10 protein-coding genes and 1 tRNA gene are annotated in these 12828 nt (G+C 71.7%); 7 read left to right on the top strand and 4 right to left on the bottom strand.

Going from position 1 to position 12828, the window contains the following annotated elements:
- Nucleotides 1-404 precede the first annotated feature (404 nt).
- Entirely contained in the window at nt 405-1334 is a 930-nt protein-coding gene (locus tag ACIA5F_RS25105; RefSeq protein ID WP_399356627.1) for a hypothetical protein, read from the top strand.
- Between the two features lie 600 nt (nt 1335-1934).
- Here ACIA5F_RS25105 and ACIA5F_RS25110 read toward each other — a convergent pair.
- The 3 genes from ACIA5F_RS25110 to ACIA5F_RS25120 form a co-directional block, all read right to left on the bottom strand.
- A complete protein-coding gene (locus ACIA5F_RS25110) occupies nt 1935-2816 on the bottom strand; it encodes a cellulose-binding protein (protein WP_399356629.1) in 882 nt (293 codons plus the stop codon).
- A 161-nt stretch (nt 2817-2977) separates the two neighbouring features.
- The gene (locus tag ACIA5F_RS25115) at nt 2978-5191 is read right to left on the bottom strand and encodes an SUKH-4 family immunity protein (RefSeq protein ID WP_399356631.1); all 2214 of its coding nucleotides are present in this window, start codon (nt 5189-5191) and stop codon (nt 2978-2980) included.
- Nucleotides 5192-5198: 7 nt separating this feature from the next.
- Entirely contained in the window at nt 5199-6194 is a 996-nt protein-coding gene (locus ACIA5F_RS25120; protein ID WP_399356714.1) for an SMI1/KNR4 family protein, read from the bottom strand.
- A 356-nt stretch (nt 6195-6550) separates the two neighbouring features.
- Here ACIA5F_RS25120 and ACIA5F_RS25125 point away from each other — a divergent pair, with 356 nt between their 5' ends.
- Together ACIA5F_RS25125 and ACIA5F_RS25130 are read left to right on the top strand one after the other, a co-directional pair.
- The gene (locus ACIA5F_RS25125; protein ID WP_399356716.1) at nt 6551-7132 is read left to right on the top strand and encodes a YwqJ-related putative deaminase; all 582 of its coding nucleotides are present in this window, start codon (nt 6551-6553) and stop codon (nt 7130-7132) included.
- A 6-nt stretch (nt 7133-7138) separates the two neighbouring features.
- The gene (locus tag ACIA5F_RS25130; RefSeq protein ID WP_399356633.1) at nt 7139-7648 is read left to right on the top strand and encodes an SUKH-3 domain-containing protein; all 510 of its coding nucleotides are present in this window, start codon (nt 7139-7141) and stop codon (nt 7646-7648) included.
- Nucleotides 7649-7678: 30 nt separating this feature from the next.
- Here the strand turns inward: ACIA5F_RS25130 and ACIA5F_RS25135 are convergent, their stop codons facing one another.
- Complete coding sequence (locus tag ACIA5F_RS25135) at nt 7679-8965, bottom strand: sensor histidine kinase (protein WP_399356718.1); 1287 nt, start codon at nt 8963-8965, stop codon at nt 7679-7681.
- A gap of 131 nt (nt 8966-9096) precedes the next feature.
- Here ACIA5F_RS25135 and ACIA5F_RS25140 point away from each other — a divergent pair, with 131 nt between their 5' ends.
- The 4 genes from ACIA5F_RS25140 (at nt 9097) to ACIA5F_RS25155 (ending at nt 12744) form a co-directional block, all read left to right on the top strand.
- A complete protein-coding gene (locus ACIA5F_RS25140) occupies nt 9097-9996 on the top strand; it encodes a hypothetical protein (protein WP_399356635.1) in 900 nt (299 codons plus the stop codon).
- Between the two features lie 6 nt (nt 9997-10002).
- A tRNA-Gln gene (locus ACIA5F_RS25145) sits at nt 10003-10073 on the top strand.
- Nucleotides 10074-10183: 110 nt separating this feature from the next.
- Nucleotides 10184-11632, top strand: a complete 1449-nt coding sequence (gene glmU / locus ACIA5F_RS25150) for a bifunctional UDP-N-acetylglucosamine diphosphorylase/glucosamine-1-phosphate N-acetyltransferase GlmU (protein WP_399356637.1) — start codon at nt 10184-10186, stop codon at nt 11630-11632.
- A gap of 134 nt (nt 11633-11766) precedes the next feature.
- Nucleotides 11767-12744 carry a ribose-phosphate diphosphokinase gene (locus tag ACIA5F_RS25155; RefSeq protein WP_399356639.1) on the top strand — a complete coding sequence of 326 codons (978 nt, stop codon included), beginning with the start codon at nt 11767-11769 and terminating at the stop codon, nt 12742-12744.
- Nucleotides 12745-12828: the final 84 nt, after the last annotated feature.

Consider the following 12828-nt stretch of genomic DNA (forward strand, 5'->3'; position numbering starts at 1 on the left):
GGGGGTACGGCGCGCTGGTGTCCGTCGCCGTATCCGTCCGGGGGCTAACCCCACCCCACCCCCGGACTCCCCGCCCCCGAGAACCAGTCAAGGCCCCACCGCGGCCTTCCTCCTCCTCCGCCGGAACGAAAGCCGCGTGCCCCGTTGTGAGGAGGAACCCTTAAGGGGCCTCCGCCCTCCGGCGGAGCCCGTGCTGGGGGAAACCACTCCGGTCAGGAGGGGGCGGGGGTGGGGCGGGCCGGGGGGTGGGGGAGCAGGGGGCGCGGCCCCGGGGCGCGGGCGGGGCGCCCTGGGTACGGCACCGGGTGCGCGGGGCGGGGTACGGCCCCGGGTGCGGCGCGGCTTGTCATGAACCGGGCCAGGCGGTAAGTCTCTTGCCCCGAACCGTTCCCGGGGGGACACCGATGGCTTCCGCACTCTTCGCCCTGGCCCTGCTGGCCGCCCTGGCCGCACCGGCCCTCTGGCACCTGGCCCGCCGGCCCGCCTTCCTCACCGGCCGCGACGGCCGCCTCTCCACCTCCACCACCCTCGCCCTGGCCTGGACGCTCATCCTGCTGTGGCTGCTGCTCACGGTCCTCGGCTACGGACTCACCTCGGGCGGCGGCACCGCCTACTTCCACGGCGAGCACGGCCCGCTCTCCACCCTGACCAGCGTCTACCTGCCCCTGCTCGGCGGCCCCTACGTGGCCCTGATCGCGGCCAAGGCCGTCGTCGGCATCCGCGTCGGCAACGGCAGCATGGCCAAACCCGCCCCCCGGCACACCGGCACCGGCCGCCGCCCCCTGCGCGAACTGGTCACCAACGACAGCGGACGCACCGACCTCGTCGACCTCCAGTACGTCGCCCTCAACGCCGTCACCATGCTCTACGTCGTCCTCTTCTTCCTCAGCGACGTCGGCGCCGGACTCCCCCGCCTCCCCGCCGAGATCTGGGCCCTGACCGGCGCCCCGGCCGGCGCCTACCTCGCCAACAAACTCGCCTCCCGCGCCAACCCCGTCATCACCGACGTCACCGTCCGCGGCGCCCTCCTCACCGTCGAGGGCGGCGGCTTCGAACCCGACCCCACCGGCACCCCGGCCCGCCTCACCGTCGACGGCACCGTCCTGGAGACCACCCTCGACCCGCTCACCGGAGCCCTGACCACCCCGCTGCCGCAGCCACCGACCGGCCCCTTCACCGTGACCGTCACCGCCCGCGGCCTGCGCAGCGACCCCTACCACCACACCCCGCCGCCCGTACCCGCGCCCGTACCGGTAGCCGATTCCATACCCACGCCCGCACCTTCACCTGACCCCGCACCGAAACCCCCGCCCGGCCCCGGCCCCACGGGCTGAGCGGACGCCCGAGCGGGCGAGCAGGCCGGACAGGCGGCCGGAAGGCCGGGCGAGGTCGGTCGGACGGCCGGGCAGGCCGCAGGCCTCTTGGCGGTGACGGGCTCGTCAACGACGGTGGCGGGCCGCCGCCTTGGCCACTGCGGGGCGGATACCCGTGCCCGGCAACGCGCCGCCGCGCCGCCGAGGCGATGCTGCGGCGCGCCCCGGCCCCAGCCCCGGCCTCACGGGCTGATCCCCCGGCCGAACAGGCGGCAGGCCGGACGGCCGAGCAGACGGCAGGCGGAGCGAGGCCGGGCAGCCGAAAGGCCGGGAACGGCCGACCGGGCAGACCGCCCGGCCGGACCCCGCCCGGCCCCGCACACCTCCCGCACCCCGGCCTCACGGGCTGATCCCCCGGCCGGGAGGCCAGCAGGCCGGGCAGCTCGGCCGGGAGGCCGAGCGAGGCCGGTCAGCCGGCCGAACAGGCGGCAGGCGGCAGGCCGGGAACGGCCGACCGGGCAGACCGCCCGTCCGGACCCCGCCCGGCCCCGCCCGGCCCCGCACACCTCCCGCACCCCAGCCCCGGCACCTCCGCACCCCGGCGCCACCGGCGCCCCCGGCTCAGCCCTCCGCCGGAGCCCGGCCCGTCAGCGCCGCCAGACTCGCCCGCACATGATTCATGTGCGACCGCATCTCGTCCTGCGCCTCCCCGTGCTCCCGCAACAGCCGTTCCGTGTCCCGACCCGTCCGCTCCTCCTGCACCCGCGCCTTGGAGATCAACTCGGCGGCCCGCGCCTCCGCGTCCTCCTGACCGTGCCGCGCCGCCTCCTCCGACTCCGCGAAACCACGCCGCGCGTCCGCCAGCCGCGCGTCCGCGTACCGCTCCAGCTCCCCGTACCGCGAGTCCAGCTCCGCACCCCGCGCCAGCAGCTCCCGCTCCGTCGCGTCCCAGCGCTCCACCTGCTCCTGCTCACGCTCCGCCAGCAACGCGTCCGACCGGCGACGCATCTCCACCAGCGCCGCCTGCGCCTCCGCCCGCCACGTCTTCGCGTCGTCCCGGGCCTCCGCCCGCGCGTCGTCCGCCGCACGCTGCGCACGCAACAGCCCCTGCCGGGCCCACACCTCCGTCTGCTCCCGCACCGCCTCCGCGTCATGGCGCGCCATCTCCGCGGCCCGGTCCGCGTGCGCCTCCGCCGAAGCCTGCTCCGCCGAAGCGTCCGTCCGCGCGTCCCTGCGCACGGCATCCGCCTCCTCCTGCACCAGCAGCAGAATCCGGCGGGCCCGCTCACCCAGCTCGTCGTACGTCTGCGGAGCCAGCGAAGCCACCGCCTCACGCAGCTGCTCCGCCTCCTCCACCAGCCGCTTCTCCAACGCGGTCAGCCGCGCCACCCGGTCCCACGCCTCGTCCCGGCTGCCCGAGAGCCGGGCGAGATACCGGTCCACCTCTTCCATGCGGTATCCACGACCACGCATGGTCGCGAAGCCCTGACCCTGAGGTGACATGGGTGCACTCATCCGGAAAGCGCCTCTCTCACGGGAATTCCTGCCAAAGGATGCGTCAATTCACTCTCGGAAGCCGCGACAGCCGGGCCGAGCCCCTCTTCTCGAAGACCACGGTCCGGCCGGTCACCCGACCGACCGGACCGCCTCCGCCCGGACCACCCTCACAGCAGCCCGTCCCACATCTGCTCCAGCAGCACCGACCACCAGCTCTCCGGCGAAGCCAGCGCCGCACTGTCGAGCCCCACCAGATTCGCCTGGAAATCGACCGTCCAACGCCCCGCCTGCTCCGGCGTCAAATACTGCCGCAACCGCCACATGTGCCCCAGCATCGCCAGCGACCGGACGAACTGCGGCAGACTCGAATTCACGAACTGCGGCGCCACCGGCGCCCCGCCCGGACCACCCTCCACCGGCACCGCCACGATGTGCGCGGTCCCGTACTGCACACACAGCGCCTTGCCGAAATCGCTGCCCACCACCAAGTACGCACCCGCGTCCGACGCCGGCCGCACCTGCCGCCGCGCCGCCAGCTCCGCCAGCGTCGGCACCGGCTGACCCGGCACCGCCTGCGCCCAGAAGAACGGCCCGAAATCGGCCGGCAGCCCCGCCCACACCAAGGTCTGCGCCACGATCTCCGGCACCCCCTGACGCGCCACCGCCCGCTGGTCGAACCGGAACACCCCCTGCGGACCGAACGCCCCCACCAGCTCCCGCCCGATCGCCTCCAGCGGGATCGCCGGCTGGAGCGCGACCTGCGGCAACGGCGCCCGCACCGGCGCCGGCCGCGCCGGACCGTCCGCCACCTGGTGCAGCTCGCCCTGGTGCGCCAGCAGATGCCGCACACCCTGCTGACGACCCGCGTGATCCGTACCGTACGGAGCCACGCTCGTGATCCGGACCTGCGGCCAGGTCTCCCGGATCATCCGCGCGCAGTACCCGCCGGGCAGCTCGCACGACTCCAGCTCCGTGTGCAGCTCCAGCACCTGCTGCGGAGGCACGTTCAACGCCCGCAGCTCGTAGAGGATCTGCCACTCCGGATGCGGGGTCCCCGGCGCCGAACGCCGGATGATCTGCTGCTCGGACCCGTCGGGCCCCCGGTACCGGAGCACCGCCTGGTACCCGGGCCCGACCGTGGGCACCCCGGGCCGCGCGGGAGCCGCCTGCGGCGCCTGCGGTACGGGACCAGGTGCCACGGGCGGTACGGAAGGAGGCGGCACGGCCGGGCCGGGCGGCGCGGGCGGCGGCACGGCGGGACCCGCGAGCACCGTCACCGCGTGCCGCACCCCACCACCGGGCACCCCCGGCGGACCGGGAGGCGCGGGCGGGCCGGGCGGCACCTGCGGCAGACCCACGGCAGGCCCGGCCGGCACCGTCGCGGCCTGGTCCGGCCCACCCCCGGAACCCCCCGGAACCCCCGGCGGACCGGGAGCCACGGACGGAACCGGCGGGCCAGGCGGCACGGAAGCCACCGGCGGGGCCGCAGCCACGGGCGGCCCGGGCGGAACGGGCGGCCGGACCGGCTGGGACCTGCTCGTCGGCGCGCCGACGATGTCCCCGCCCGCACGCCCCGCACCCGCACCCGCGTCCCGCACCGCCGCCGCCCTGGCGGCACGCGCCGCGCGGGCCGCCGACAGCGCGACCGAGGACAGCCCGTCCTCGGCCTCCGCCCCGGACGACGGCGGCGTGAACACGGTCTCGGGCATCGGCACCGACACCCCGTCCGCCCCGGAACCCACATCCGTACCGGCCCACGGGGTCTCCCCGACCGGAACCCGCGCCGCAGGAGCGGGAGCGGGAGCCGTGACAGGAACGGCAACAGACGGAACGACGGGCGGAACGGCCGGAGCACCGTCCTGCGGAGCAGGCTCCGCCACGGGAACCACCGGGGCTATGGGAACCACCGGCACCTCAGCCACCGCAGGAGCCGCAGGAGCCGCAGGAGCCGCAGGAGCCGCAGGAGCCGCAGGAGCCGCAGGAGCCGCAGGAGCCGCAGGAGCATCCGTACCCGAACGGTCCGCGGCCTCCCGCAACCACTCCGGCGGACTCAGCATGAACGACGTCTGATCCGAATCGATCCGCGGCGCCGGCACCGAAGCCTCCGCCCCCGGACCCGACGAAGCCCCGTACTCCTCCTCGTACCGGCGGATCACCTCACCCACCGGCAACCCCGGCCACAACGTCACCTCACCACTGTCCCGCGCGATCACCAGCCGCTGCCGGCCACCACCCGAGACCGGACCCCCCGCACGGTCCTCCGCCCACACCACGAACCCGAGCCCGAACTCCCGCACCCGCACCTCCCGGTGCAGGTACGCGGAGACCTCCCCGTTGATCCACTCCTCGGCACGCTCCTGCGCCTGCGCGAACGTCACCACCGCGCCCTCACCCCTCACCCGAACCGGAACCCGACACCGGAACCGCACGCGCGAATCCGCCGTCCACCATCAGACCGGCCACCGTCTCCAACTCCGGCGGATTCCCCGCCAGCCGCTCCAGAAAGGCGTCGAAATCGGCACCGCACCCCAGCAAGAGCCGCTCCACACGCTCCCGCACCGACCAGCCGTCCCGGTCCCGCGCGTCGTCGTACGGGGAGAACCACACCGAACCGGTCCCCTCGCCCTTCACCTTCAGCGCGACCAGACCACCCTGCGCGAACGCCACGCACAGGTAGTCCTTCGTCAGATGGTCCCGCAGGCACTTGTTCACGTACACGAGGTCGTTGACCGCCGCCTCCTCACGCACCGTGAAGAACGGCTGGTCCACCAGCAAACCCAGCTCCACGTCCAGCCCCACACCCACCGGCGCACACCCGCCCGCAGCCTTCAGGAACGACCGGTACGCCTCCGGAAGCCGGAAACCGAGATCCTCCTCGACCCCCTGCACCTGCTCCTCCGACACCGACACCACCGACTTCGGCAGCCCCAGATGCACCGGACGCACCTCCTGCAACGGCCGCGTCCCACGCTTCTCATGGTCCACCGGCGCCGTCGTCAGCCCCGCGTGATGCCGCAACAGCGCCTTCACCTCGACCGGGACCAGCTCCATCCGCCGCGAACCCGCCACGTGGTGCCAGGTCCAGCCGTGCGGAGTCGCCACCGGACCCACCGTGTCCCACAGCTCATGACCCGACGCCCGCATCACCGCGTTCGCCGACACACAGTCCGTCAACCGCAACTCGTCCACGCCGAACCCCTCCGGCGGATCGGCGATCTCCACCGCCGCGCGCGCGTACGGGGAGAAGTCCGGATGGCCCTCCCCGTCCACCTGCACGCCCCGAGGATGCCGGGCGGCCCGGACCGGGTCCGGGAAATGCACGACCTGCCCCGCATAAGCGGCGTTGGGTGGCGCGGCCTGCTGCCCGAGCCGACCTGTCGTCATGGCGGTAGCCCCCTGCTGGATCTGGCTGTCCACCCCAGCCTAAGCGGTGCGGCAAGAGCCGCACCCGCCCGTGAACCGCACACCCGCACGAGGGCCGGGAAGATCCGAATTGATACGAATATTCGACCCAGCTTCCCCACCCCAGGGGACATTTGACAGGCTGTCCCCGCAGCACGGGGGCGTGCGCGACAGCGGCCACCACCGCGGCACGGGAGGGAAGCGCGACCATGCAGAACACGGCACCACGCACAGATCCGGCCAACACCGCCCCGGGAAACCCGGGAACGACCGGAACCAGAATCACCACCAGCACCACCAGAAACACGGCGACCACCAGCACCACCGGCACCGCCACCATCACCGGCGCCGCCCCCAACGGCACCACAAACACGAACGCGCGCACGGGCACAGGCGCGGACACGAACACGCGCACGAACACGCGCACGGGCACCACCGGAACCGGCGACCCCCGCCTCCACTGGAGCAGCACCGACGGCCGCCCCACCACCCCCGTCCTCCGCTTCCGCCGCGACGGCATCCTCCCCACCATCGCCGCCGCCCTCTCCGTCCGCGGCGAAACCCTCACCGGAACCGCCGGCAAAGCCGACCGGCCCCCCACCCTCCACCCCCTCGTACAAGACTTCCTCGACACCCTCACCAGCGGCCAACGCGAACGCTTCACCGGCCGCTGCCCCGAAGCCATCCTCCTCACCCGCCACCTCACCACCACCGAGAACAACCGCAGCAAACGCGCCTCCCGCAAACCCCTCACCCCCAGCGAAGCCCGCCGCTCCCTCAAACACGCCAAAATCACCGCCCGCCACATCCGCGAGGAAGGCGACCCCCTCCACGACGGCTACGCACCCCCCTGCCGCTCCTGCGAACCCCTCCTCGCCCACTTCGGCGTACGCCCCGTCGACCTCAGCGCATCCGAGTAAGCAACCATGACCACCACCTCAGCGTCCTACGGCCGCTCCTCGGCCACCCGCTTCCCCACCCCCGTGGACACCGCCCTGCGCACCGCCGGCTGGGAACCCGGCCGCTGGGACATCAAACAGGCCGAGTACTGGGCCGACGCCCTCCGCGACCACACCACCCCCGCCGGACACCGCCACACCGTCTTCCCCGCCGCCGTCGAAGCCTGGGCCGAATTCGGCGGACTCACCGTCGCCGCCCCCGGAACCGGCCGCCAGACAGCCCCCACCCGAGTCCGCGTCGACCCCCTCACCGGCCTCCACCTCGCCCGCACCTTCGCCGACCTCGGCCGCGCCCTCTCCACCCAGCTCTGCCCCCTCGGCACCGAACCCGACGGCAGCTCCCACCTCGCCATCGACCGCGAAGGCCGCGCCTACGCCATCGACCACACCGGCGACTGGTACCTCGGCGCCACCCTCGACGAAGCCCTCACCCTCCTCCTCACCGGCCTCCAGCCCACCCGCCTCACCACCGGCTGACCGACCACCCCACCACCCGCCCACCACCGGCTACCCCGCCGGCAGGATCGCCGACACCCGGAACCCCCCGGCCTCCGTCGGCCCCGACACGAACACACCCCCCAGCCCCGACACCCGCTCCTTCATCCCCACCAACCCGTTCCCCCCGCTCGGCAGCCCCGCACCGGCCACCTCACCCCCACACGGCCCGTTCTCCACCTGCATCGCCACCTCACCCACCCGATGCGCCAACCGCACCACCACCCGCGCCCCCGGCGCGTGCTTGTGGCAATTGGTCAACGCCTCCTGCACCACCCGGTACACCGTCCGCTCCACCACCGCCGCATACCCCGGCGACTCCCCCTGCACCACCACCTCCACCACCATCCCCGCCGCCCGCGACTGCCCCACCAACGCCTCCAGCCCCGCCAACGACGGCCCCTCCTCCTCACCACCGGCCACCGACGCCATCACACGCCCAGCAGACCCCGCAGACCCCACCAGAACCCCCGACCTCGGAACCCCCACCTTCGGAGACTCCGCCCGCAACACACCGAGCATCTCCCGCAACTCCGTCAACGCCTGCCGCCCCATGTCCCCCACCAACGCCGCATTCCGCGCCGCCCGCGCCGGGTCCTTCAACGCCACCGCCTCCAACGCCGCCGCATGCACCACCATCAAACTCACCCGGTGCGCCACCACGTCGTGCATCTCCCGAGCGATCCGCGTCCGCTCCTCCTTACGCGCCCACTCCGCACGCTCCTCCGCCCGGTCCGCCAACAGCGACAACTCCCGCTCCAGCGAATCCGCCCTCTCGTGCAAGCTCTCCATCAACCGCCGCCGCGCCCCCACGTACAACCCGAACAACACCGGCGGCACCGTCAGCGCCACCGCCATGAACACCGACAACACCACCACCAGCGCCGTGTCCGCCTCCACGTCCCCACGCGTCCGCAGGTACGTCACCACGAACGTCCCCGCCAACGACATCGAAGCCAGCGTCGCGATGATCCGCCGGGGCACCCCCGAAGAGGCCAGCGAGTACAGCCCCACCACCCCCAGCAGGAACCCCATCGCCGCGGGCGCCACCGCGATCCCCACCAGCACCACCGCCGCCGGCCACCGCCGCCGCAGCACGATCGCTGACCCCACGACGACCCCGAACAACACCCCGAGCACCACCGGCACCCCGGCCTCGTGCGCGAAGGCAACCCCCTCCCACGCGCACTCGACGACGGACACCACCGCCAGCGCCACGTCCACCACGACGTCCCGGCGCCGCGCCCACCACAACGGCGGCGCGCCGCGGCCTTCCACTTCTTCCCCCGTACAGGTCATGCCGTCCAGCGTACGCAGCGCCCGCAGCACAGAGTCGCCCGTAAATCCCGCAAACCGGCGGTAACCGCACGTACGACTGAATCATCCGCACATCAAGACCTGAATCCCACATTCCGGATGACATTGGTGCCATGACCGACATCCGACGTCGCCCCGGCGACGGGACCGGCGGCCTCCGCACCGGAGCCGCGACCTACGAATCCCTGCGCGAGCAGGCCCTCGCCCTGCGCCGCGAGGGCCTCAGCCTCCGCCAGATCCGCGACCGCCTCGGCGTCCACAGCAACGAGCTCCTCAGCGGCCTGGTCAAGGGCGAACCCCCGCCCGCCTGGACCAAGCGCCCGAACGCGAAGGACGACCTCCGCGACAAGGCCCGCGAGCTCCGCCTCCAGGGCATGACCTACGACCGAATACAGGCCGAGCTGGGCTGCTCGAAGAGCTCGATATCCCTCTGGGTCCGGGACCTGCCGAAGCCGGAGTCTCGCGTGCGCCCCGTCGGGAACGACATGGTGCGGGCGCAGCAGGGCCGACGGGAGGCGTACGAGCTCCGGAAGATCGAGTACGAGGCAACCCGCAGCACAGCCGCCGCCGGGATCGGGTCACTCACCGACAGGGAGTTGTTCGTCCTCGGTGTCGGTCTCTACTGGGCCGAGGGCGCGAAGGCCAAACCGAATCCGCAGATCTACTTCACGAACAGCGACGCGGGCATGATCAAAGTGTTCCTCGCCTGGCTGCGGCTCCTGGACGTGTCGGACGATCTCCTCCGGCTCACCCTGCAGATCCACGAGACCGCCGATGCCTCAGCGGCAGAGCAGTACTGGGCCGACGTCACCGGGCTGGACCCGTCGCACTTCAACAAGACGACGCTCAAGCGCCACAACCCCCGGACCAACCGCAAGAACACCGGCGACAACTACCACGGCTGCCTGTCCGTACGCGTGCTACAAGGCGCCGAACTGTACCGTCGCGTCGAGGGGTGGTGGTGCGGCATAGTAGGGGCTGCGCTCGAAGCCGATCACCGTAATCGGACATAGCGGCCATCCCGGGTCGTATAAGGGCAATACGTCAGATTTTGGTTCTGATCATGGGGGTTCGAGTCCTCCCCCGGGAGCTTCGTAAGTTCGGGTCCTGACTGTCCCAGTCGGGACCCGCCTTCGTCTGCGGAGAAGGCCCCCCGGCTATCCTTCACGGGTCCACCACCCGAAGCCGAAGGGCACACCCGTGAGCGCCAATCGCCCGGCAGCCGTCGTCGTACTCGCAGCGGGTGAAGGCACCCGCATGAAGTCGGCCACACCCAAGGTTCTGCACGAGATCTGCGGGCGTTCGCTCGTCGGTCACGTCGTCGCCGCCTCCCGTGAGCTGGACCCCGCCCACCTCGTCGTGGTCGTCGGGCACGCCCGTGAGCAGGTCGCCGCGCACCTGGCCGAGGTCGACGCCGGTGTGCGTACGGCCGTCCAGCACGAGCAGAACGGGACCGGGCACGCGGTCCGGATGGCCCTCGAAGAGCTGGGCGGGCGTGTCGACGGCACGGTGATCGTGGTCTGCGGGGACACTCCGCTGCTGACCGGTGAGACCCTGCGCGCGCTCGCGGGTACGCACGAGGCCGACGGGAACGCCGTCACCGTGCTGACCGCCGAGGTTCCGGACTCCACCGGGTACGGGCGGATCGTGCGGGACCCGCGGAGCGGGGCCGTGACCGCGATCGTGGAGCACAAGGACGCCTCGGAGGCGCAGCGGGCGATCCGGGAGATCAATTCCGGGGTGTTCGCGTTCGACGGGGCGTTGCTGGCCGAGGCGCTGGGGAAGGTGCGGACGGACAACAGTCAGGGTGAGGAGTACCTGACGGACGTGCTCGGGATTCTGCGGGGTGCGGGGCACCGGGTGGGTGCTGCGGTGGGGTCGGATCATCGTCAGGTGCTGGGGATCAACAACCGGGTGCAGTTGGCCCAGGCGCGTGCGTTGTTGAACGCGCGGTTGCTGGAGCGGGCGATGCTGGCGGGTGTGACGGTGGTCGATCCGTTGAGTACGTGGGTGGACGTGTCGGTGACGTTCGGGCAGGACGCGGTGGTGCATCCGGGTACGCAGTTGCTGGGTGTCACTCATGTGGCGGAGGGTGCCGAGGTGGGTCCGAATGCGCGGCTGACGGATACGCGGGTCGGTGCGGGTGCGCGGGTGGACAATTCGGTGGCGGACTCGGCTGTGGTGGGTGAGGGCGCGAGTGTGGGTCCGTACGCGTATCTGCGGCCTGGTACGGATCTTGGTGCGCGGGCCAAGGCGGGTACGTATGTGGAGATGAAGAACGCGTCGATCGGTGAGGGTACGAAGGTGCCGCATCTTTCGTATGTGGGGGATGCGACGATCGGTGAGTACACGAACATCGGTGCGGCGAGCGTCTTCGTGAACTACGACGGTGAGCACAAGCATCACACGGTGGTGGGTTCGCACTGCAAGACGGGGTCGGACAACATGTTTGTGGCGCCGGTCACGATCGGGGACGGTGCGTACACGGCGGCGGGTTCGGTGATCACGAAGGATGTGCCGCCGGGTGCGTTGGCCGTGGCCCGTGGTCAGCAGCGGAATATCGAGGGTTGGGTGGCTCGTAAGCGTCCGGGGAGTGCTGCGGCGTCGGCGGCTCGGTCGGCGGTCCAGGTGGACTCCGAGGGGCGTTGAGGTGAACTGACCGGAAACAGGTGCGTCTGGGACGGCGTACCGTGATAGGTGCACGCAATTCGGCTGGCTCATCGTGTGCGGGACGGACGCACAGGGGGGCGAGCAGCTTTCAACACGTCTGAGGAGACAGTGCTGTGACCGGGATCAAGACGACCGGCGAGAAGAAGCTGATGCTCTTCTCCGGCCGCGCCCACCCCGAGCTGGCCGAGGAGGTCGCACATCAGCTGGGTGTCGGCCTGGTGCCGACGAAGGCTTTCGACTTTGCGAACGGTGAGATCTATGTCCGTTTCCAGGAGTCGGCTCGTGGTGCGGACTGCTTCTTGATTCAGAGCCATACGGCTCCGATCAATAAGTGGATCATGGAGCAGTTGATCATGATCGACGCTCTGAAGCGGGCTTCGGCCCGTTCGATCACGGTGATCATCCCGTCGTACGGGTATGCCCGTCAGGACAAGAAGCACAAGGGCCGTGAGCCGATCTCGGCGCGGCTGGTGGCGGACCTGCTGAAGACGTCGGGTGCGGACCGCATCCTGACCGTCGATCTGCACACGGACCAGATCCAGGGCTTCTTCGACGGTCCGGTGGACCACCTGTCGGCGCTGCCGGTGCTGGCGGACTACGTCGGTGCGAAGGTGGACCGCTCGAAGCTGACGGTGGTCTCGCCGGACGCCGGCCGGGTGCGGGTGGCGGACCGGTGGTGCGACCGGCTGGACGCGCCGCTGGCGATCGTGCACAAGCGGCGTGACAAGGACGTCGCGAACCAGGTGACCGTCCACGAGGTCGTGGGTGAGGTCAAGGGCCGGGTCTGTGTCCTGGTGGACGACATGATCGACACCGGTGGGACGATCTGTGCGGCGGCCGACGCGCTGTTCGCGCACGGTGCGGAGGACGTCATCGTGACGGCGACGCACGGCATCCTGTCGGGTCCGGCGGCCGACCGTCTGAAGAACTCGAAGGTCAGTGAGTTCGTGTTCACGAACACGCTGCCCGATCCGTCGGATCTGGAGCTGGACAAGATCACGGTGCTGTCGATCGCGCCGATGATCGCGCGTGCGGTGCGTGAGGTGTTCGAGGACGGTTCGGTGACGAGCCTCTTCGAGGAGCAGCAGTAGGGGCTTCGGCCGGGGTGGTGGGGGTGTTGGGGCCGTGGTCCGTGCGGGCTTCGGTGGCAGACCCTCGGTAGGCCCTTCGGTAGA

Source organism: Streptomyces sp. NPDC051567, assembly GCF_044454165.1.
In the GTDB taxonomy this organism is placed as follows: domain Bacteria; phylum Actinomycetota; class Actinomycetes; order Streptomycetales; family Streptomycetaceae; genus Streptomyces.